This is a genomic window from Frankia sp. CcWB3 (assembly GCF_977927595.1).
Window position 1 is genome coordinate 1 of sequence record NZ_CDWRCK010000006.1, and the last position, 21,356, is coordinate 21,356.

Below are 21,356 nucleotides of genomic sequence, written 5' to 3' on the forward strand. Positions count from 1 at the left end.
GAGTGACGACGGCCTGGTGTCCGCCGCGGCGAGTCCCGAGGAGTGCGCCTTCGAGGCCGGGTTGCGTCCGCGCACCCTGGCCGAGTTCGTCGGCCAGCGTAAGGTGCGCGAGCAGCTTACGATCATGCTCGAGGGGGCACGGGCGCGCGGTCGCCCGCCGGACCACGTCCTGCTGTCGGGCCCGCCCGGTCTGGGTAAGACCAGCCTTGCGATGATCATGGCGCAGGAGCTCGAGGCTCCGCTGCGGATGACCAGTGGGCCGGCGATCGAACGCGCCGGGGACCTCGTCGCGATCCTCACCGCACTCTCCCCGGGAGAGGTCCTGTTCCTCGACGAGATCCACCGGATCGCCCGGCCAGCCGAGGAACTGCTCTACGCCGCGATGGAGGACTTCCGGGTTGACGTCATCCTGGGCAAGGGCCCGGGCGCGACCGCGATCCCCCTCGACGTGTCGCCATTCACGCTGGTCGGGGCCACGACTCGGTCGGGCCTGCTGACCGGCCCGCTGCGGGACCGGTTCGGGTTCACCGCCCATCTGGACTTCTACGACGCCGACGAGCTCGCCCGGGTGCTGACTCGCTCGGCCGGCCTGCTGGGGGTCACCCTCACCGCCGAGGGAGCCGCCGAGGTCGCTGGCCGGTCGCGTGGTACGCCCCGCATCGCCAACCGGTTGCTGCGCCGGGTGCGCGACTACGCGGAGGTGCGGGCCGACGGCGTGGTCACCCGCGAGATCGCCCAGGCGGCGCTGCGGATCTACGACGTCGACGGGCTCGGACTGGACCGCCTCGACCGGGCCGTGCTGGAGGCGCTGGTCACCCGGTTCGGCGGCGGTCCGGTCGGGCTCACCACGCTCGCCGTGTCGGTCGGGGAGGAACCGGAGACGGTGGAGGACGTGGCCGAGCCGTTCCTGCTGCGTGCCGGCCTGCTGATCCGTACCGCCCGGGGCCGGACGGCCACCCCCGCCGCCTTCGAGCACCTCGGTCTGGACCCCGTCACCGATCCGCTCGGCCGTACCCAGGTCTCGCTGTTTACCGAGGGAGAATGACTGTGAGAGGGCCGGTCGGCCGGGGAGCGGCCACTGAAGGTGATTGGTTCGTCCTGGGTGAGCCGTCCCCGTAACACCGGCCATTCCGGCCGGAGGAGGTCCTGCGCGCCGGGCACAACCGCCCTGCCCACCACGGGCATCCGATCGATACGTACGATCGCCGCAACACATCAGGAGGGCAGGACGTGCACGTACTCGTGGCAGCTTCGGTGACGGCCGACAAGGACGGGGGCAGTTCGATCAGCGGGCTCCTGTTCCCGCTGATCCTCATCCTGGTGATCGTCTACTTCTTCTCGATGCAGCGGCGCCGCGCCAAGGCGCAACAGCAGCAGATGTCGCGGATCGTTCCCGGTACCCTGGTGACGACCACCGCTGGTCTCTACGCCACGGTCGTCGAGCTGGAGGACGGTGACGTCCTGCTGGAAGTTGCGCCCGATGTCGTCTGCCGCTTCTCGCGCAGCGCGATCGCCCGGGTGATCAGTACGCCCGACGGAGCCGGGGACGGCGGGGAGTCCTCCGGGGAACCGCAGTCGCACGACGACGGTTCCGACGGCCCTGGTGGCCCTGGTGGCGCCGAGGCGTCGCCTCCCGGTGGTGGCGTCTCCGGTGGGGACGGCGGCACGGGCGGTGAAACGACACACCCGCCCCGCAAGGAGCTATGACCGCTGGTCACCTGACCGAGCACTACCGTTCGGGGAGCGGAACGCACCCTCGGTGACATTCGTTCGGATACTTTGGGCACCGCCGGTCCGGGCAGCGGCGAGACGAACGAGCGCCGGCATACCGGCGCGTGAGGAAGGGACTCGCAGGTGGCACGCGGCTCGGCACGGGTATCCAGGGGAATCTCCGTCTGGACCCGGCTGGGGATCCTCGGCGGTCTGATCGTCGTCCTCTACGGCCTCATGGCCGCTACCGGAAACTGGAAGCCCCGGCTCGGGCTCGACCTGCAGGGCGGGACGAGCGTCATCCTCACGCCTCGTGCCACGCAGGGGAACAACGTCGACAGCGGTGCCGTCAACCAGGCCGTCGACATCATCCGGCAGCGCGTTGACGGCTTGGGCGTCGCTGAGTCCGAGGTTCATCGCACCGGCAACCAGATCGAGATCTCGGTGCCCGGCCGCGGCCGCAACGACGTCGTGGATCTGGTCGGGCAGACCGCCGAACTGCGTTTCCGTGAGGTCGCCACGTCCGGCCAGGCCACCCCGGGGCCCATCCCCACCCCCACTGGGGCGGTCCCCGCACCCACGCCGGGCGCGACGGGCCAGTCGGCCCCGACGGCCAGCCAGAGCACGCCGAGCATCGCGCCATCATCCCAGGCACCCGCTGCGTCGAACAAACCGGCCGCACTCGGTGACGGCACGGGCCGCGGCCTGATCGCCCAGCCGCTGTCGCTGGCCGCCGCGGGCACGCCCGCGGTGAGCGCGGCCTCGGCTTCTCCGGTGGCTTCGGCCGCCCCCGCGCCGGCGGCGACCGGGTCGACCGCGCCGGCCGGGGACAGCCCGCCCGCCGACGTGTTCGCTCGCTACGAGTCGCTGACGTGCGCAGCGGCCGACGTCCGCAAGGCCTCGGTCAGCACCGACCACCCGCAGGACTGGACCGCCGCCTGTGACCGGACCGGGACGACGAAGTACCTGCTCAAGCCGGCCACGGTGGTCGGGACGGATGTGAAGACCGCCTCCGCGGGCCTGCAGGGCGGCGGCGGGACCACGGGCGTCACCACCGGGCAGTGGGTCGTGAACGTCGAGTTCACCGGTTCGGGCCAGAACAAGTTCACCAAGCTGACCGAGAGCACGATCGGCAAGCAGGCCGCGATCGTGCTCGACGGGGTGGTGCAGTCCGCGCCGCAGACCAACGAGCGCATCCCCGGATCGGCCCAGATCTCCGGCGGCTTCAGCCAGTCCGAAGCCGAGGACCTCGCCAACGTGCTGCGCTACGGTGCCCTTCCCCTGGCCTTCGAGCGATCCCAGGCCGAGTCCATCTCGCCGACCCTCGGCCGTGACTCGCTGCACGGCGGACTGCTCGCCGGCGCCATCGGACTCGTTCTCGTCATCGCCTACTCCTTCCTGTACTACCGGGCGCTGGGCATCGTCGTGATCACCTCCCTCGCCGTCAGCGGTCTGCTGATCTACGCCTCGGTGGTGCTGCTCGGCGTGGCGATCGGGTTCACGCTGACCCTGGCGGGCATCGCCGGTCTGATCGTGTCGATCGGTGTCACGGCGGACTCGTTCGTGGTCTACTTCGAACGGATCAAAGACGAGGTCCGGGCCGGCCGCACGGTCCGGGCGGCCACGGATCGTGCCTGGCCCGCCGCGCGGCGCACGATGCTCTCCGCGGACACGGTTTCCTTCCTGGCCGCCGCGGTCCTCTACATCCTGTCGATCGGCTCGGTGCGCGGCTTCGCCTTTACGCTCGGGCTGTCGACGTTGAGCGATGTCGTGATCATGTTTATCTTCACCCGGCCGTTGGTGACATTGCTGGTGCGGCGCCGACTGTTCTCGGCCAGCCGGTACTCGGGCCTGAGCCCGAAAACCCTCGGCGGGCGTGGTGGTGGCGTGGCGCCGGCCGCTCCCACCCGGGCGCGGCTGGCCAAGCGGCCGGCGCCGGCCGGGCAGAGGCGGGAGAGCTGAGATGGCACTGGTCGGGCGGATCTACCGCAGCGACTTCAACGTCGACTTCGTCGGCCGGCGCAAGGCCTGGTATGCCGTCTCCGGCGTCGTGGTCACCGTCTGCATCATCAGCATGATCTTCCGTGGCTTCACCTTCGGTATCGAATTCTCCGGTGGCGCGGTCTTCCAGCTACCCAGCAGTGGCGGTACCGTCGCGCAGGTCGAGGACACGCTGTCCGGCATTGGGCTCGACCCGGCGGACAGCGTGGTCCAGCAGTTGGAGACCTCCCACCAGTTCCGGATCCAGACGCCGACCCTCTCCGACGCCCAGACCCGTGAGCTGACCGGCGCGTTGGCCAAGCGATTCTCGGTGTCGGACCCGGACCGCGACATCGCCGTGTCGACCGTCGGCTCGTCCTGGGGATCGACGATCACAAACAAGGCCCTTCAGGGCCTGGTCGTCTTCCTCGTGCTCGTCGTGATCTACCTCTCGGTGCGGTTCGAGTGGAGGATGGCGCTCGCGGCGATAGCCGCTCTCGTTCATGACCTCGTCGTCACCATGGGTGTCTACTCGCTGGTGGGTTTCGAGGTGACGCCGTCGACGGTCATCGCCGTGCTGACGATCCTCGGATTCTCTCTATACGACACGGTGGTGGTGTTCGACCGGGTGCGGGAGAACACCGCGGGCATGGGCACGTCGACGCGGCGGACCTACGCGGAGGCGACGAACGACGCGCTCAACGAGACGTTGGTGCGTTCGCTGAACACCTCGCTCATCGCCATCATCCCGGTCGCCTCCCTCCTCTTCGTCGGCGCCGGTCTGCTCGGTGCCGGCACGCTGAAGGACCTCGCGCTCGCCCAGTTCGTCGGTATCGCCTCCGGTACATATTCCTCCCTGTTCTTTGCCACGCCGCTGCTCGTCGACCTCAAACGCGGCGACCCCGCCGTGCGGGCGCTGGACGCGCGGGTCGCCCGCGAGCGCGCCAGGCGGGTCCGGGCAGCCGCGGGTGCGCCGGGCACGGCAGTTTCCGCCGGCGCGGCGGTCGATCCGGCCGGCTGGGGTGAGGGCGGTCCTGTCCCCGACGAGCGGGCCGAGCAGGCCGTAGGACGACCCGCCTCCGGCGCGTGTGAACCGGTTCCGGCCGGGGCGAACCTGGGCGGTGCCGCCCGACGACCGTCGGGCGCGCCCCCCGCCCGGCGCGCCGCGGGGCGCAAACCCGGCCGGCGCGGACGGCCGAGCGGTAAGAAACGCCGATGAGCCAGGTCACCGGCCGCGCGGATCCGGGCGGCCCCGATCGTGTGGCGGCAGATCTCCGGATGCCCCTGAAGTCCGGACGACCTTGAAGGTGGGAGAAGCGGCACGATGACGAGCATCGACGACGCACCGCAGCGATCCGCCGCGCACGACGCGGTCGCCGAGGTCCTGCGTGGCCACATCCGCGACATTCCCGACTGGCCGCAGCCGGGGGTCGTGTTCAAGGACATCACCCCGCTGCTCGCGACGCCGACCGCGTTCGGGGTGGTCATCGGTGCACTGGCGGACGCGGCCCGGGCGCTGGGGGCCACCACGATCGCCGGCATCGAGGCGCGGGGCTTCCTGCTAGCCGCGCCGGTCGCGGACCGGCTGGGCGCCGGCCTCGTGCCGATCCGCAAGCAGGGCAAGCTGCCGGGGCCGACCCGAAGCGCGTCCTACGACCTGGAGTACGGCGCCGCCACGATCGAGATCCACGCCGACGCAGTGCACGACGGCGACCGGATCCTGCTCGTCGACGACGTGCTGGCCACCGGTGGCACCGCGGCCGCCGCCCACAGCCTGCTCGCGGCTGGCGGCGGGGAGGTCGTGGGGCTGGCGGTCCTCATGGAGCTGTCCTTCCTACCGGGCCGTGATCGGGTTGCGCCGCTCGATGTCGTCTCCCTTCTGGCGATTTGATCTTGCCTGGGCGAGGTCCGCGGAAGGCTTCTGACCAGTGCGGCGTTAGGCTCGGTGTCTAGTCCTTACGCAGGAGCGGTTCGTGCCCGAGGCAGCGCCGGTGACCACCGGAGTTCCGCCGCCCGCCGTCACTCCCTTCCGGGAGCCCCGGCCGGTGGGCGATGCCGCACGGGCCACCGCCGGATCGGCGGCGCGTGAGCCGGCAGCCCACGGGCCGGCAGCCCACGGGCCGGCACAGCCGCCGGCCGCGGATGGTGGCGATGTCCGCGGGGAGGAGTCACCAGGTGGATCCCCGGGGGGGTCCGAGCTGGTCACCGCGGTCGGCCTGGGACGGCGTCCCGAGGACGGTTCCCCGGTCGTCCCCCGGTTGGGGCACGAGTCGCCGCCGCTGCCGCGTCGGGTGCGCGGGCGGCTCTCCCGCTTTTCGACGCACCGGGCGACGCCTCCCTCGGCTCTCGATCCGGTGCTGCGCGGGCTGCTCGCGAACCACCCGCGCGCCGACATCGCCCAGGTGCAGCAGGCGTTCGAGGTCGCCGACGCGGCGCACGCCGGCCAGGTGCGCTTCTCCGGCCACCCGTACATCACTCATCCGATCGCGGTCGCGAGCATTCTCGCCGATCTGGGGATGGACACCGCGACGCTGTCCGCGGCGTTGCTGCACGACACCGTCGAGGAGACGACGCTCACCGTCGACACAATCCGGGACACCTTCGGTGACCATATCGCGCTCATCGTCGACGCGGTCAGCAAGCTCAACCGGGTCAAGGTCGGCGAGGCGGCCCAGGCGGAGACCATCCGCCGGATGGTCGTCGCGATGGCCCGCGACCCACGCGCGCTGGTGGTCAAGCTCGCCGACCGCCTGCACAACATGCGTACCCTGCGCTTTCTGCCCGAGCACAAGCAGGAACGCAAGGCCGGGGAGACGCTCGAGGTCTACGCCCCGCTCGCCCACCGGCTCGGCATGAACTCGTTGAAGTGGGAGCTGGAGGACCTCGCGTTCGCTGCGCTGTATCCGAAACGGTACGATGAAATCGTCCGGCTGGTCGCTGACCGGGCCCCGAGCCGGGACGTCTATCTGGCCGAGGTGATCGGGCAGGTGCAGGCCGGCCTGCGGGACGCGCGGATCAAGGCGGTCGTCTCCGGGCGGCCGAAGCACTATTACTCGATCTACCAGAAGATGGTGGTGCGCGGCCGTTCCTTCGACGACATCTATGATCTGGTCGGCATCCGCGTCCTGGTCGACTCGGTCCGGGACTGCTATGCCACGCTGGGCACCGTGCACGCGACCTGGAAGCCGATTCCCGGCCGGTTCAAGGACTACATCGCGATGCCTAAGTTCAACATGTACCAGTCGTTGCACACGACGGTCATCGGTCCCGAGGGCAAACCGGTCGAGCTGCAGATCCGCACGCACGCAATGCACAACCGGGCCGAGTACGGCATCGCCGCGCACTGGAAGTACAAGGAGGACGGGGTTGCGGCCCGGCCCTCGGCGGGGACCCCGGAGGGCGGGCGGGCCGGTCGGCGCAAGGGCGGACCCGACGCGGACCTCATGACCTGGCTGCGTCAGGTGCTCGACTGGCAGCGGGAGACCGCGGACCCGGGAGAGTTCCTCGACAGCCTGCGGTTCGCCGCCGAGACCGACGAGGTTTTCGTCTTCACCCCCAAGGGCGACGTCATCCCGCTACCCGCCGGGTCGACGTCGGTGGACTTCGCCTACGCGGTGCACACCGACATCGGTCACCAGTGCGTCGGGGCCCGGATCAACGGCCGTCTCGCAGCCCTGGACACCCCGCTGGACAATGGCGACACGGTCGAGATCTTCACCTCGCGGGCCCATTCGGCCGGCCCGAGTGGGGACTGGTTGATGTTCGTCCGTTCGTCGCGGGCCAGGACGAAGATCCGCCAGTGGCACGCCCGTGAGCGCCGGGAGGATGCGATCGTCGCCGGCCGCGACGCGATCGGCCGCGCGATGCGCCGCCACGGCCTGCCGCTGTCCCGCCTGATGAGCGGGGACGCCCTGCTGAACCTGGCCAAGGACCTGCGCTACGCCGACGTGGCCGCCCTCTACGCGGCCGTGGGGGAGAACCACGTCAGCGCCCAGTTGGTGGTCTCGCGGCTGCTCGTGGCCCTCGGCGGCCCGGAGGGGGCCGAGGAGGACGCGGGTGAGACCGAGCTGCCGATCCGCACGCTGCGCCGCTCGACCGGGGAGCCGGGGGTGCTCGTCACCGGTGCTCCCGACGTGTGGACGAAGCTCGCTCGCTGCTGTACGCCCATGCCCGGCGACGAGATTGCCGGTTTCGTCACCCGGGGCAAGGGCGTGTCGGTCCACCGGACGGACTGCTCCAACCTGTCGGGGCTGCGTGGCGGGCCGCACGACCGCACGGTCCAGGTCGAGTGGGCGCCGTCGTCGGGCTCGGTGTTCCTCGTCGTGATCCAGGTCGAGGCGATGGACCGTACCAAACTACTCTCGGATGTCACCCGGGTACTGTCCGACCGGCACGTGAACATCCTGTCGGCGTCGGTGGCCACCACGCGGGATCAGGTGGCGGTCAGCCGCTTCACGTTCGAGATGGGAGACACCAAACATCTCAGGCACATCCTGAGTGCGGTGCGTGCTATCGAGGGTGTGTACGGCTGTTTCCGCGTTACCTCGGGCGTACAGGTCTAACGGGTCGAATCAGGGGGGCGCCGTGGATGCTGAGACCGTGGGTGCGGGTCTGCCGGCCGGCGGCGGTCTGACCCCCGCGCTGTCCCGGGCCGACGGCGGCGCCGACGAGGCCTCCCGGGCCCTGTCGGCGGCCCGGCAGGCGAGCGTGCGTCTCGCCCACCTGGCCCGGCGGATGGCGACACCGCGGATGTCCCAGGTGCCGCCGGAGCTGCGTGACATCGTCGAGGCGCATCGCGACTATCATCCGCGTGCCGACATCGGCCTGCTGGTGCACGCCTACGGCATCGCCGAGCGGCTGCACGCCGGTCAGATGCGGCGCAGCGGGGATCCGTACATCAGCCATCCCCTCGCCGTCACCGAGGTCCTCGCGGAGCTGGGGGTGGACACGACCACCCTGATCGCCGCCCTGCTGCATGACACGGTCGAGGACACCGGGTACACCCTCGACTCCGTTACCCAGGAGTTCGGTGCGGAGGTGGCCAACCTCGTCGACGGTGTCACCAAGCTGGACAAGATGCGGTTCGGGGAGGCCGCGGAGGCCGAGACGCTGCGCAAGCTGATCGTGGCCCTGGCCCGGGACTACCGGGTACTGGTCATCAAGATTGCGGACCGGCTGCACAACATGCGCACGCTCGCTTTCATGTCCCCCCCCAAACAGGTGAAGATCTCCCGGGTCACGCTTGAGGTCCTGGCCCCGCTGGCCCACCGGCTCGGCGTCAGCGTGATCAAGCGGGAGCTGGAGGACCGGGCGTTCGCCGTGCTCCATCCCGCCGAGCACGCCCGGATCGCCGCCACGGTGGATGAGTTCACCGCCGCTGAGCGCGCGGCCGGAACCGTCGCGGCGCTGGTGACACGGTTGCGAGCCGGGCTCGTGGGGGCTCGCATCGACGGCGCCGTCTCCATCCGGGTCAGCCACCTGTTCTCGATCTACAAGCGGGCTCAGGAGCGCAACCGGCCCGTCCAGGACTACACCGACCTCGTCCGCGTTCTCGTGCTCGTCGACGAGGTGACGGACTGTTACGCGGCGCTGGGTGTCATCCACGCCCTGTGGCGACCGGTGCCCGGCAGGCTGCGCGACTTCGTGGCCACCCCGAAGTTCAACATGTACCAGTCCCTGCACACGACGGTGACCGACGACGCCGGCCGCTCCCTCGACATCCAGCTCAGGACGCCGTCGATGCACCGGCTGGCCGAGACCGGGATCGTCGCCCGACCGGTCGGGCCCGGCGCGGACGGCGCCCGCCTGGAGGGCCTGTCCTGGTTGCACAGCCTGCTGGACTGGCAGGAGGAGGTCGACTCGGACGAGTTCCTCGAGTCGCTGTCCTCGGACCTGGACGCCGACGAGGTGCTGGCGTTCACGCCCAAGGGCAGGATGCTCGCGCTGCCGGCCCGGTCCTCCCCGGTGGATGTCGCCTACGCCGTGCACACCGACATCGGGCACCGGGCGATCGGCGCCCGGGTCAACGGTCGGCTCGTCCCGTTGGATACCCGGCTGCGCAACGGCGACGTCGTCGAGATCCTGACGTCCAACCTCCCCGGCGCGGGACCGTCGGAGGACTGGTTGCACTTCGTCAGGACCTCCCGGGCCCGGGTACGTATCCGGCGCCGGCTGGCCCGGCAGCGCAGGGACGCCGCGGCCGGGGTGGCCGAGCCGGGCGTCACGACCACTCGGTCCGGGAACGGCGGCGGGGCGCGGACCGCCGGCGGCGCCGGCGGCGCGGACGGCGTCTCGTCGGGCCTGCCGTCGCCGGCCCGTCCGATCGCCCGGCGCGGGGTGCCCAGCCTCGCGGCCGTGGCGGACGACGGGGTGGGTGGTCGGGCGCCGGCGAGGCTGGCGCGATGTTGTCTTCCGCTGCCCGGAGACGTGGTCGTCGGCTTCGCGACGCACGGCAGCACCGTGTCTCTGCACCGCCGGGAGTGCATGAACGCCACCGAGGCGGGGTCGGACCGCGAGCGCGTCGCGGTGGTGACCTGGTCGGCACCGCAGGCGCAGATCTTTTCTGCGGAGATCGCCGTCGAGGCGTTCGACCGCTACGGGCTGCTCGCGGACATCACCGAGGTGCTCTCGGAGATCTCGGCGTCCGTCCGCGCGGCCTCGACGACCACATCCGATGATCGGGTCGCGCATGCGCGTTTCACGATCGAGGTCACCGGGCCGGAGCAATTGGACAAGGTGCTCGGCGCCGTGCGCGGCGTCGGCGGTGTCTACGACTGCTACCGCGTGTGCCAGACCCAGCGGCCGTCGGCTCACGGCGCGCTCGCCGGGGACGGGTGAAGCCAGCGTAGGCGGCGGTGGCACGGACCCGGGCGTGGCAGCGACCCGGGCGGGGGACCGCGGCAGCGGTAGGACCAACCGGTGGGTGGGACCAGGACGGTTACGGGGCCAGGCCGGTCTTCTCCGATCGGCGCGGGGTGTTGTCTCTTGCGCCCAGCGTGGCCTTTCCGCGCCGGAATGTACCCTCCGGATCAACCGGCGGTAAACGGCTTGCGACTGAACCGCCCATTCCGGGTGGATCCGGGTGGAACGTCACGCGGAGAATACGGACGATCCTACCGGACACCGTAAATTCAACGGCTACCGCCACTGATCGATGTAGGGTATCTTGCGTATCCATCGTTTTAGAGATGGGAGTGCGCGTGGGTTACCTTCAGGTCATCGTGAGTATCGACTCCCGGGAAATCGCTGACCGTATCGGCAGGCTCCTGGTGGAGGCGCGTCTGGTCGCCTGTTTCCAGGTGATCGGGCCGATGAGCAGCACCTACCGCTGGAAGGGCCAGATCGAGCAGGCCGAGGAATGGCTCTGTCTGGCGAAAACGACCACCGAACGATTCGACGAGCTACATGAGCGGCTCGTGGTCCTCCACCCCTACGAAAATCCCGAGATCATTGCGACGCCGATCGTCGCCGGCCATGCCGACTATCTGGGCTGGATCAGCGCCGAGACGGCACCCACCGTCAGGTGAGTGCCCGCAGCTGCTCGTCGAACTCGCGCACGGCCTGGGTGTGCTGCCAGGGCCGCAGGTGCTCCCGGGCGCGGCGGATACGGGCCAGGCCCAGCGAGAAGTCCGTCTGGGCCACGATCGCGAGGGACTCGGCCGCGAAGTGGCAGGCCGCCTCGATCTCCCGCCGCTGGATGTGCACCTCCGCGATGTCGCTCATCAGTAACGACCGCTTCTTCGTCGCACCGGGAGCGGCCGCCCGCAGTGCCTCGGTGGCCGCGGCGTAGGCCGCGGCGGGTCGCCGTAGCCGCGTGTAGGTGGTGACCTTCAGGCCATCGAGCCGGCCCCGGTCGAAGAACTGCGTCCAGACCCGGTCCCCGTTGCTCTCACCCCGGTCGAAGGCATCCTGGGCACGGTCGAGGGCGGCCAGCGCCGCCCGGCCCTCGCCGCGGGCGGCCTGCTCCTCAGCCTCCCGGGCAGCCAGCCAGGCCCTGGTCATCACCGTGCTGCCCGTGGCGGCCCGTCGCTGGGCCTCACCGAGCAGCGCGCAGGCCTGGTCGTGGCGGCCACGGCTGGCGGTCTGGTAGCTCTCGTAACCGAGCACGCAGGCCCACAGGGCGTTGTCGTCGGCCTCGCGGGCGGCCTCGATGGCCACCCGGTAGTAGGCGACGGCCGCGGGCAGGTCGTTCATGTCGAACGAGAGCCATCCGGCGAGCGCCGCCGTCTCCCCGGCGGTGGAGGTCAGCTCACGGCGCACCGGGGACCGGCTCATGGTCTCCAGCAGCTGACTGAGCCTGCTCAGATGCCCGGTGACTCGCTGTATCAGGATCCGGGCGGGAACGCGCTCCTCCAGGCCGTACAGCCCCGCGGTGAGCTGGCCCAGCTCGTCGGCGAGCTCCGGGGTCACCGTGCTACGGCGGCGCAGCGCCGCCGAGAGGCGCTCCCAGGGCGGGGTGTCCGTGACGCCGTTCATGGGCACGACGGCGACGCTGCCCGCCGCGGCGAAGAGCCGGAGAAAGTCCCGACGTTCCACGGGCATACCGTTCGTGTCGATCATGTCGGCGCCGGAGTGAAGCACGAGTGTGCCCGCGGCGCCCGTCTCGCAGGCCGCCTGTTCAAGGTTCATCGACGCGGCGACGGCCGTACCCTGACTGGTTCCGCCCAGCGGTGCTCCGGTGGCGGCGGGAATCGCTTCGTCGTCCACGAAACCGAGCTCCGCCGACGACCGGCCGAATAGCGCCCGCAACAACCGCTGATAACGCAGGCTCGGTTTCTTGTCGCCCTTCTCCCACTTGCAGATCATGTTGCCGGTCACCCCGGCCTCGCGACCCTCGTGGATGACGGAGAACCGACGGATCTCGGTGGCGAGCCGTTCCTGCGACCAGCCCCGTTCCTCCCGGCTCAGCCGCAGCCGGGTGTTGGGTGTGCGGGTGTTGGGTGTGCGGGTGTTGGGCATCCTGCCGCCACCGGATACCTCAGGTGCTGGCGCGGAGGCCACCGGTGCGCGGAGAACTGCCGAAGGACCGGTCGTGAGCTGCATCGGAGCCTCCGAAGTCAATCGGTTGACTCCAGGAGCTTAACCCTCTGTGAGATAAGACGGTCATGCTCGGGCGTGGTCCCTTCGGGACCATCTACGGCAAAAGTGTGGTCATTCCGACGCGCCTGCGACCGCCAGCGTCTTCGCCGAGTGTCGCCTTCTAGAGTGTGATGGCGTGAGAGCCGGCCCCCTCGACCGAAGCCCTCGTCCACGACGTCCCGTTCCCCCAGCCCGACCGCTGCGCGCGTGGCAGCGTGCGGCCCTGGAGACCCACCGGTCACGGTCGTCGTCGGGCGCCCGGGACTTCATGGCGGTCGCCACCCCGGGGGCCGGGAAGACGACCTTCGCCCTGCAGGTGGCCGCCGACCTTCTCACTGCCGGCGAGATCAGTCGGATCACCGTCGTCGCGCCCACCGAGCACCTCAAACGCCAGTGGGCCGTGGCCGCGGCGGAGGTTGGTATCGACCTCGATCCGGACTTCCGCAACTCGGCCGGGGTGACATCCTCCGACTACACCGGTGTCGCCGTGACCTACGCCCAGGTGGCGGCGCATCCGGCCCTGCACCGCGCCCGGACCGCCGCGCGCCGCACTCTGATTGTCCTGGACGAGATCCATCACGCCGGCGACGCGCTGTCATGGGGTGAGGCGATCCGGGAGGCATTCACTCCGGCCGCGCGGCGCCTCGCGCTGACTGGTACTCCGTTCCGCTCCGACGTCAACCCGATCCCTTTCGTCACCTACCTGCCGGGCCCCGACGGGGTGATGCGCAGCATCGCGGACTCCTCCTACGGCTATGCCGAGGCGCTGCGCGACGGGGTCGTCCGCCCGGTGCTCTTCCTTGCCTACTCGGGTGAGATGACCTGGCGGACCAGTGTCGGCGCGGAACTGAGCGCCCGGCTCGGGGAGCCGCTCACCAACGAGCAGACCGCCGCCGCGTGGCGCACCGCGCTCGATCCGGGCGGGGACTGGATGCCGGCGGTGCTCGCCTCCGCCGACACCCGGCTGGCCCAGGTGCGGGCCGGCGGCATGCCCGACGCGGGCGGGCTGGTCATCGCCACGGATCACGCGGCCGCGCGCGCCTACGCCGTGCTGCTCACCCGGATCACCGGCACCTCGCCCGTGCTGATCCTCTCCGACGACCCGACCGCGTCGACCAAGATCGCCGACTTTCGCCGGTCGGCCGACCGGTGGATGGTGGCGGTACGGATGGTCAGTGAGGGCGTGGACGTGCCCCGCCTCGCGGTCGGGGTCTATGCGACCTCGGCGTCGACCCCGCTGTTCTTTGCCCAGGCCGTCGGGCGGTTCGTTCGGGGCCGCGGTCACGGGGAGACGGCGTCGGTCTTCCTCCCGAGCGTGCCGTCCCTGCTGGCGCTAGCCGGCGAGATGGAGGTCCAGCGGGACCACGCTCTGGAGAAGTCCCCGTGCGATCCGGACGCCTTTGACGACGACGCGCTGCGGGACGCCAACCGGCGCAAAGACACCCCCGACAAGCCGGACACCTTGTTCACGGCGTTGGGATCCTCGGCCCATCTCGACCGAGTGATCTTCGATGGCGGCGAGTTCGGCACCCCGGCGGCCCCCGGGTCCATCGAGGAGGAGGACTTTCTGGGCCTGCCGGGCCTGCTGGAGCCCGATCAGGTCGCGGTCCTGCTGCGCCAGCGGGAGGCTGCCCAGCAGGCCGCCACGCGCCGTGCCGCCGCCCGTGCCGACGATTCGGTCCCGGCCGTCCCGCCGGCCCGCGAGGGCGTGCAGCCGGCGGCCGAGGCGGCTACCCGGCCCGTACACGAGGTGATCGGCGAGCTGCGCAAGGAGCTGAACCGGCTTGTCGGCGCACACTTCCACCGCACGGGCAAGCCCCATGGGATGATCCACGCCGAGCTGCGCCGGACCTGTGGCGGCCCGCCGAGCGGCCAGGCCACCGCTGCGCAGCTCCAGGCCCGCATCGACACCATCCGCCGCTGGGCCGGTTGACCGGCGGGTCAGCCGCCCTGGGCGATCGTGATCGAAAGAATCTTCGGCTTGCTCGCCGGGGCACCGTCGGAGCCGCCGCCCTCGACGCCGGGCCCGGTGAGCTTGTCGAGCACGTCGAGTCCCTTGGTGATCTTCCCGAAGACGGTGTAATTGCCGGCGAGCGCCGCCGCGCCCTGCGGGGTCGGGTTCTGGTAGTTGATGAAGAACTGACTGCCGTTGCTGTCCGGCAGTTGGCTGTGCGCCATCGCCAGCACGCCTCGGTCGTAGGTCACGCCCTGGGTGTTCTCGTTGGCGTACCCGTACCCCGGGCTGCCGTTGCCGGTGCCGGTGGGGTCGCCGCACTGCAGGACCGAGATGCCCGCGTCGGCGCCTCCGGTCTGGCGGTGGCACGCGGTGCCGTCGAAGTACCTGGCGCCGGCGAGCGTGCGCAGGGTGTGCACCGTGCATGGTGCCTTCTGAGCGTCCAAGGCGGCCGTGATGGTGCCGGCGCCGGTGGTGATCACCATTGTCGCCGGGGACGTGTCGATGGTGGCCGCGGCCGCCGGCAGGGTGGCGCCGCGGGCCGGGGTCTCCCCGTTGGAGGTGTAGGTGCACTGCCCGACCCTGCTGGTCTGCCGGGGGGCGGCCGATTGTGTTGGCTCGGTCGCGGTGGGTGCGGTCGCGGTGGGTGTGGTCGTGACACCGGCGGCGGCCACGTCGGGGTGGTCGTCCTTGCCGGTGAGCAGGATCGCGGCGATCGTCGACGCCGCGACGACGATCGCGATGAATCCGGAGACGACCGCGAGCCGCTGCTGACGGCGGCGATGGGCGAGCCGGCGCCGCTCCGTCTGTCGGGCCGCCCGGGCCTCGGCGAGCTCGCGTTGACGTCGCTCCCTCGAACTGGCCACCGTCGCCGGCCTCCCTCGCTTCTGATGTGGTCTGCTGCTTCTGGCATGGTCTGGTTCTGGTGCGGTCTGGTTCTGGCGTGGTCTGTGCACCGTAACCGGTGAGCGGCGGATCGCCCCGCATGGTGCCTGCCGGGGCGGGTGCCTACCGGGCCGGGAGCGGACCGGTGAGCGGGCCGGACGGCTGGTAGCGTTACCGCAAAGCACAATGCGGTACCGATCAGAGGCTGACGCGATTCCATGCTCGATAAGCGCTTTATCCGGGAGAATCCGCAGGCCGTGAAAGACGCGGTCGCGGCCAAAGGCATTGATCTGGATGTCGATGAACTGCTACAGCTCGACCGGGACAATCGCAAACTGCAGTTCGAGGTGGACGAGGCGCAGGCTCGGCGCAAGAGCTTCGCGAAGCAGTTCGCCGGGGCCGACGCGGCCCGGCGGGCCGAGCTGCGGGCCGAGCACGAGGCGTTCGACCGCCAGCTGAAGGACCTGCGCGAGCAGCTGGCCCGGACCGGGGCCCGGCTGTCCGAGCTGATGCTGCTGGTGCCGGGCATCCCGTGGCCGGGTGCGCCGGTGGGAGCCGATGAGTCGGCCAACGTGGTGTTGCGGACCGTCGGCGAGCCGCCGGAGTTCGACTTCACCCCGCTCGACCACACGGCACTGGCCGAGAAACGAGGGTGGGCGGAGTTCGCCCGGGCCCGGCGGGTCGCGGGGGAGCGGGCGTACGCCCTCGTCGGTGACATGGTCATGCTGGAGCGCGCGGTGCATTCCTATGCGCTCGACCTGCTGCGCGGGCTGGGCTTCATCCCTGTGTCGGTGCCCGCCCTGGTCCGGGAGGAGCCGCTCGTCGGCACCGGGATGCTACCCAAGGCCCGCGAGGAGATCTACGCGATCCCCGCTGACGGGCTTTACCTGGCGGGGACTGCCGAGGTGGCCCTTGTCGGCCTGCATGCCGGGGAGATTCTCGATGTGGGCCGCCTGCCGATCCGCTACGCCGGCATCTCGCCGTGCTTTCGCCGGGAGATCGGCAGCGCCAGCCGGGACGTCCGCGGTCTGCTGCGCGTCCACCAGTTCGAGAAGGTCGAACAGTTCGTGCTGTGCGCCGCCGACGAGGCCGAGTCGGCCCGCTGGCATGCCGAGTTGCTGGCCACCGCCGAGCGGATCCTGTCCGACCTCGGACTGTGTTACGAGGTCGTCGAATGCGCCACCGGGGACATGGGCGTCGGCAAGTTCCGGATGAACGACATCAACACCTGGTTCCCCTCGCTCGGCCGATTCCGCGAGACGCACAGCTGCTCGACGCTGCACGACTGGCAGGCGCGCCGGGCGAACCTGCGCTACCGCGACACCGACGGCACCGTGCGTTTCGCGCACACGCTCAACAACACCGCCGTGGCGACCCCACGGCTGCTGGCGGCGTTGCTGGAGAACTTCCAGACCGCCGACGGCGAGGTGCGCGTTCCCGAGGCGCTGCGGCCCTACCTGGGGGGCCGTGAGCTGATCTGAGGCATCCCGTGGCCGTGGCCGCGACGCGCCCGGGCGGCCCGGACCAGGGCGGGCCCGGCGACCGCCAGCCGGCGCGGGAGCCCGACTGACACGCGGCGTTCGAGCACCCGGTAGTCGGCGCGCTCGACCTCGTCGAGGATGCCCCGGTAGAGGACGAATGCCGTCCGCAGGCAGTCGCGTGAGGTTGGGTGCAGCAGGCGGATGCCGGGCTCGGCGGCGCGGAACAGCTCCCGCGCCCGGCTGATCTCGAAGGCCAGCAGCCGGCGGACCGGCCCGTCGACGATGCCGGCGGCCAGCTGCTCCCGGGTGACCCCGAACAGGTCCAGCGAGGTCCGGGGCAGATAGACGCGGCCGCGCCGCAGATCCTCGCCGACGTCGCGGATGAAGTTGGCGAGCTGGAAGGCCATCCCCAGGTCGCGGGCATAGGGCAGGGCGCTGTCGTCCACCGGCTCGAGGATCGGCACCATCTGCAGGCCGATCACCGCGGCCGATCCGTGCATGTAGACGGTCAGCTCGTCCCAGGTCGCGTACTCCGTCACGGTGAGGTCCATCGCCATCGAGGCTAGGAACGCCGCGAAATGGTCCGGATCGAGCTTGAAGCGGTGAATGGTGTCGACCACCGCAGGCAGCACCGAGACCTCCGCGCGGTGCCGGTCCCTCCCGGCGCCGACGATCTCGGCGCCGACGATCTCAGCGTCGGCGTCGACGGCGGGTGTCCCCGCCCGCAGTGCCGCGAGGAACCGGCCGCCCCACTCGTGCAGCCAGCGCGCCCGCTCGGCCTCGGTCAGCGTGGAGTCGAGATCGTCGACGATCTCGTCCGCGTAGCGGGCGAAGCCGTACAGCGCGTGGACGTGGGGCCGCTTCCACCCTGGCAGCAGCAGGGTGGCCAGGTAGTACATGCGGCCGTGGGCGGCATTGAGCGCCCGGGCCCGCGCGTAGGAGGAACGTAGTCGAGGATCGATGATTCCGGCCGCGTCGAGCTGACCCACGTTAGTCAGCGTAGCCACCCAGCGAGGCGAATATCGACGGCTCCCGTCCGATCGGGGCCGACCTGCCCCGGGACGTCCGGTCGACCCCCCTCGTCGGCGTCGATCCCTTCACGGAAGCCGGGACGCGAACGCCAGGGACGTCGCCGCCGCGGCGAATCCCAGCCCCAGGGACAGCCCGAGGAACCAGGTGGTGACCTCCCGGTATTCGGTCCGGTACCCGATCGAGCTACCGAGCCCCCGGTAGACCGAACGCAGTTCGTCGCCGGAGGTGGCCCGATGGTACGAGCCGCCGGTCTGCTCCGCGATGTCACGGAGCGCCTGCTCGTTGACCGGCACCGGCACCTCCTGACCGCCGACGTCGAGCGTTCCGTCGGCGGTGCCGTAGGCGATGGTGTCCACCGGGATACGGGCTTGCCGTGCCGTCTCGATCGCCTGGTTGTTCGGCCGCCCACGGGTGGTCTCCCCGTCGGAGAGCAGCACGATGGCGGCCGGAGGCGCGCTCTGCCCCGCGTCGGAGAACCGTTTGCCGGCGGTGGTGATCGCCTGGAGCGAGGCGAAGATCCCTTCGCCGACGGCGGTCGCGGGACCGAGCTGCAGGCCGCTGATGCCGGCGCGGACCGACTCGCGATCGGCGGACGCGGGCACCAGGACCGTCGCGCTGCCGGCGAACGAGACCAGCCCGAGGTTGATACGGGGAGGGAGCTGGTCGACGAATGCCGAGGCGCCCTGCTTGGCGGCCGCCAGCCGGGTCGGGGCGATGTCCGTCGCCGCCATCGAGTTGGAGACGTCGATCGCCAGGATGATCGTCGCGCGTTCCCGGGGAACCCGCTCGGCCCGCGCCGGTCGCGACAGGGAGAACACCAACCCGGCGAGGGTGAGCAGCAGCAGCGCCGCCGGGACGTGACGGCGCCACCACTGCGGTCGGCGGGGAAGCACCGAGGACAGCAGCGACGCCGACGACAGCCGGGCGGCATACACCCGCCGCCGCGCCGAGACCAGGACATAGGCGATCAGCAATGCGCCGACCCCCAGGTACAGCCACAGCCAGTGCCCGGCCAGGAAGCTCATCAGGTGCCTGCCCGACTGGTGGCGGGCGCCGCCGTGCCACTCTGGTTGGCCCGACCCACGGGCGGGCGGCGGCCGGCGCCCCGGCCGCGCCGGTTCGCCGAGGCGAACCGGACGATGTCGACCAGCCAGTCCGAGTCGGTGCGCAGGACCAGATGGTCGGCGCCGACCCGGCGCAACGCCAGCGAGACCGCGCTGCGGTGGGCGACGGCGGCCGCGGCGTAACGTTCCCGCAACCGCCGCGACGACGTCGGGACCTCGACGAACGCCCCCGTCTCGGCGTCCACGACGGGCAGCAGCCCGACCGGCGGCAGGGTCAGCTCGAGCGGGTCGACGATCTCGATGGCGAGCACCTGATGCCGCGCCGCGAGCACCCGCAGCGGCCGTTCCCAGCGCAGGTCGGTGGACAGGAAGTCGGAGACGACGACTGCGAGCCCGCGGCGCCGCGGCGGGTGCAGCAGGTCCTCCACCGCCGCGGCGAGGTTGGTGGCCGCCGCCGGGTCGGGCCGGCGGCGGGGCCGGTCGTGCGCGCCGCGAGGCGCGGTGATGAGCGTGTGCAGCAGCGCCCGCAGCCCGTCCCGGCCGGGACGGGCTGGGATCGCCCGTGGACCGGCCTGGGTCAGCGCGATCGCGCCCATCCGGTTGCCGGTGCGGGCGGTCAGGAAGCCGACCGCGGCCGTGGCGGCAATCGCCAGATCACGCTTCTGCCAGGTACCGGTGCCGAACTCGGTGCTGGCGGTGAGGTCCACCAGCGCCCAGGTCTCGAGCTCCCGGTCGGCGATGAGATCGTGGACGTGGGGGACGGTGGTCCGGGCCGTGACGGCCCAGTCCATCCGGCGCACATCGTCACCGACGGCGTACTCGCGGCTCTCGGCCTTCTCGCTGCCCTGACCGGGCAGCAGCCCGAGATGATCGCCGAGGAGCATGCCGTCGAGACGGCGGAGCACGGTCAGTTCGAGCCGGCGCAGGGTCCGCTCCACCGCCGGATCGGTCGCCGACATGGAGCCGGCCCGGAGCCGGCCCGCGGGGTCCGTCATCCGGGCGCACCTTGGTCGAGGTATTCCGGGAAGCCCGAACGCGGGTTCGTCCCCCACCCGCCGGCCTGCGGACCGGTGGGGTAGGAGGGGCCCTGCTGGCGGGGCGCCACCTGAGGCTGCGGAACCACGCCCAGGATCCGGGCGGCGATCGCGTCCGCGGTCAGCCCCTCGGCCAGCGCCTCGTACGAGAGCACCAGGCGGTGGGGCAGGACGTCCAGGGCGACCGCGGCGACGTCGTCGGGTACGACGTAGTCGCGCCCGCGCAGCAGGCCGAGCGCGCGGGCCGCCGCGACCAGTCCGAGCGAGGCGCGCGGCGAGGCTCCGTAGGCCAGGTGGCCCTCGAGCTCGGGTAGGCCCGCCTCGCCGGGGGACCGGGTGGCGAGCACCAGCCGGACGGCGAACTCGATGATGGCGTGATGGACGAACACCTCGTCGGTCCGGGTCTGCAGCCGGGTCAGCGCCTCCGGGGTCAGGACCCGCTCGGGGACCGGTGGCGAGGTGCCCATCCGCCGGACGATCTCGAGCTCCTCCGCCGGGTTCGGGTAGGGGACGTTGACCTTCATCAGGAACCGGTCCCGCTGCGCCTCCGGTAGCGGGTAGACGCCCTCGGATTCGATCGGGTTCTGGGTGGCCAGTACCAGGAACGGCTCGGGAAGCCGGTGGGTGACCCCGCCGAGCGAGACCTGCTTCTCCGACATCACCTCCAGCAGCGCCGACTGCACCTTCGCGGGTGCCCGGTTGATCTCGTCGGCGAGCACGAAGTTCGCGAAGACCGGGCCGAGCTCGACGTCGAACGTCTCCTGGCTCGCCCGGTAGATGCGGGCACCGACGATGTCGGAGGGCACGAGGTCGTTGGTGAACTGGATGCGGACGAACGAACCGCCGACGACGGTCGCGAGGGTCTGCACGGCCAGCGTCTTCGCGACTCCGGGCACGCCCTCCAGCAGACAGTGGCCCCGGGCGAGCAGGGCGACGAGCATGCGTTCGACCATCCGGTCCTGTCCGACGATCACTTTTTTGATCTCGAACAGGGCGCGTTCGAGCAGCGCCGCGTCCGACGTGGTGTCCGGTACGGCGAGGCCGGCCGGGCTGTGCCCTTCGTCCATGGCAGCATTGTCCCAGCCGCATCGTGGAACAGGGTGCCAAAGGACTCGGCACGGCCTGGCCGGATGCCTCT

Annotated in this window: 16 protein-coding genes; 10 read left to right on the forward strand and 6 right to left on the reverse strand. The window is 71.0% G+C overall.

What is annotated here, in order from left to right:
* The 8 genes from ruvB to cutA form a co-directional block, all read left to right on the forward strand.
* On the forward strand, window positions 1-1,045 hold a 1,045-nt coding region (gene ruvB / locus ACY5KJ_RS01140; RefSeq protein WP_462202548.1), incomplete at its 5' end, for a Holliday junction branch migration DNA helicase RuvB.
* Window positions 1,046-1,230: 185 nt separating this feature from the next.
* Window positions 1,231-1,707, forward strand: a complete 477-nt coding sequence (yajC, locus tag ACY5KJ_RS01145; protein ID WP_462185967.1) for a preprotein translocase subunit YajC — start codon at window positions 1,231-1,233, stop codon at window positions 1,705-1,707.
* A 147-nt stretch (window positions 1,708-1,854) separates the two neighbouring features.
* Window positions 1,855-3,672 (forward strand): protein translocase subunit SecD, encoded by a 1,818-nt coding sequence (secD, locus tag ACY5KJ_RS01150; protein ID WP_462202550.1) that lies wholly within the window; start codon window positions 1,855-1,857, stop codon window positions 3,670-3,672.
* Between the two features lies 1 nt (window position 3,673).
* Window positions 3,674-4,909 (forward strand): protein translocase subunit SecF, encoded by a 1,236-nt coding sequence (gene secF / locus ACY5KJ_RS01155; RefSeq protein ID WP_462202552.1) that lies wholly within the window; start codon window positions 3,674-3,676, stop codon window positions 4,907-4,909.
* 105 nt (window positions 4,910-5,014) lie between these two features.
* Window positions 5,015-5,581 (forward strand): adenine phosphoribosyltransferase, encoded by a 567-nt coding sequence (locus tag ACY5KJ_RS01160; protein WP_462185970.1) that lies wholly within the window; start codon window positions 5,015-5,017, stop codon window positions 5,579-5,581.
* An 82-nt stretch (window positions 5,582-5,663) separates the two neighbouring features.
* Complete coding sequence (locus ACY5KJ_RS01165; RefSeq protein ID WP_462185971.1) at window positions 5,664-8,252, forward strand: RelA/SpoT family protein; 2,589 nt, start codon at window positions 5,664-5,666, stop codon at window positions 8,250-8,252.
* Between the two features lie 22 nt (window positions 8,253-8,274).
* The gene (locus ACY5KJ_RS01170) at window positions 8,275-10,527 is read left to right on the forward strand and encodes a RelA/SpoT family protein (RefSeq protein ID WP_462185972.1); all 2,253 of its coding nucleotides are present in this window, start codon (window positions 8,275-8,277) and stop codon (window positions 10,525-10,527) included.
* A 362-nt stretch (window positions 10,528-10,889) separates the two neighbouring features.
* On the forward strand, window positions 10,890-11,216 hold the full coding sequence (gene cutA / locus ACY5KJ_RS01175) for a divalent-cation tolerance protein CutA (protein ID WP_462185994.1): 327 nt from the start codon (window positions 10,890-10,892) through the stop codon (window positions 11,214-11,216).
* Here cutA and ACY5KJ_RS01180 read toward each other — a convergent pair.
* On the reverse strand, window positions 11,209-12,732 hold the full coding sequence (locus ACY5KJ_RS01180) for a helix-turn-helix domain-containing protein (RefSeq protein WP_462202555.1): 1,524 nt from the start codon (window positions 12,730-12,732) through the stop codon (window positions 11,209-11,211). The genes cutA and ACY5KJ_RS01180 overlap by 8 nt on opposite strands.
* A gap of 172 nt (window positions 12,733-12,904) precedes the next feature.
* Between ACY5KJ_RS01180 and ACY5KJ_RS01185 the strand changes: the two genes are divergently transcribed.
* The gene (locus ACY5KJ_RS01185; protein ID WP_462185974.1) at window positions 12,905-14,701 is read left to right on the forward strand and encodes a DEAD/DEAH box helicase; all 1,797 of its coding nucleotides are present in this window, start codon (window positions 12,905-12,907) and stop codon (window positions 14,699-14,701) included.
* An 8-nt stretch (window positions 14,702-14,709) separates the two neighbouring features.
* On the opposite strand, the gene ACY5KJ_RS01190 is transcribed toward ACY5KJ_RS01185, so the two are convergent.
* Entirely contained in the window at window positions 14,710-15,588 is an 879-nt protein-coding gene (locus ACY5KJ_RS01190; protein WP_462185975.1) for a peptidylprolyl isomerase, read from the reverse strand.
* Window positions 15,589-15,825: 237 nt separating this feature from the next.
* Between ACY5KJ_RS01190 and serS the strand changes: the two genes are divergently transcribed.
* Complete coding sequence (gene serS, locus ACY5KJ_RS01195; protein ID WP_462185976.1) at window positions 15,826-17,088, forward strand: serine--tRNA ligase; 1,263 nt, start codon at window positions 15,826-15,828, stop codon at window positions 17,086-17,088.
* Here serS and ACY5KJ_RS01200 read toward each other — a convergent pair.
* The 4 genes from ACY5KJ_RS01200 to ACY5KJ_RS01215 form a co-directional block, all read right to left on the reverse strand.
* Window positions 17,061-18,077, reverse strand: coding sequence for a phytoene/squalene synthase family protein (locus tag ACY5KJ_RS01200; protein WP_462202557.1), 1,017 nt, complete (start codon window positions 18,075-18,077; stop codon window positions 17,061-17,063). The two genes, serS and ACY5KJ_RS01200, sit on opposite strands and share 28 nt — an antisense overlap.
* A 108-nt stretch (window positions 18,078-18,185) precedes the next feature.
* A complete protein-coding gene (locus ACY5KJ_RS01205; protein WP_462185978.1) occupies window positions 18,186-19,145 on the reverse strand; it encodes a VWA domain-containing protein in 960 nt (319 codons plus the stop codon).
* Window positions 19,145-20,179, reverse strand: a complete 1,035-nt coding sequence (locus tag ACY5KJ_RS01210; RefSeq protein WP_462185979.1) for a DUF58 domain-containing protein — start codon at window positions 20,177-20,179, stop codon at window positions 19,145-19,147. The genes ACY5KJ_RS01205 and ACY5KJ_RS01210 overlap by 1 nt, the downstream gene beginning before the upstream one ends.
* Window positions 20,176-21,285, reverse strand: a complete 1,110-nt coding sequence (locus tag ACY5KJ_RS01215; RefSeq protein WP_462185980.1) for an AAA family ATPase — start codon at window positions 21,283-21,285, stop codon at window positions 20,176-20,178. The genes ACY5KJ_RS01210 and ACY5KJ_RS01215 overlap by 4 nt, the downstream gene beginning before the upstream one ends.
* Window positions 21,286-21,356: the final 71 nt, after the last annotated feature.

Bases quoted from the DNA above. Each gene is read 5' to 3' on its own strand.
- ACY5KJ_RS01215 (WP_462185980.1), bottom strand. From the start codon at position 21,285: ATGGACGAAGGGCACAGCCCGGCCGGCCTCGCCGTACCGGACACCACG.
- serS (WP_462185976.1), top strand. From the start codon at position 15,826: ATGCTCGATAAGCGCTTTATCCGGGAGAATCCGCAGGCCGTGAAAGAC.
- secF (WP_462202552.1), top strand. From the start codon at position 3,674: ATGGCACTGGTCGGGCGGATCTACCGCAGCGACTTCAACGTCGACTTC.
- ACY5KJ_RS01160 (WP_462185970.1), top strand. From the start codon at position 5,015: ATGACGAGCATCGACGACGCACCGCAGCGATCCGCCGCGCACGACGCG.
- ACY5KJ_RS01210 (WP_462185979.1), bottom strand. From the start codon at position 20,179: ATGACGGACCCCGCGGGCCGGCTCCGGGCCGGCTCCATGTCGGCGACC.
- ACY5KJ_RS01205 (WP_462185978.1), bottom strand. From the start codon at position 19,145: ATGAGCTTCCTGGCCGGGCACTGGCTGTGGCTGTACCTGGGGGTCGGC.
- ACY5KJ_RS01180 (WP_462202555.1), bottom strand. From the start codon at position 12,732: ATGCAGCTCACGACCGGTCCTTCGGCAGTTCTCCGCGCACCGGTGGCC.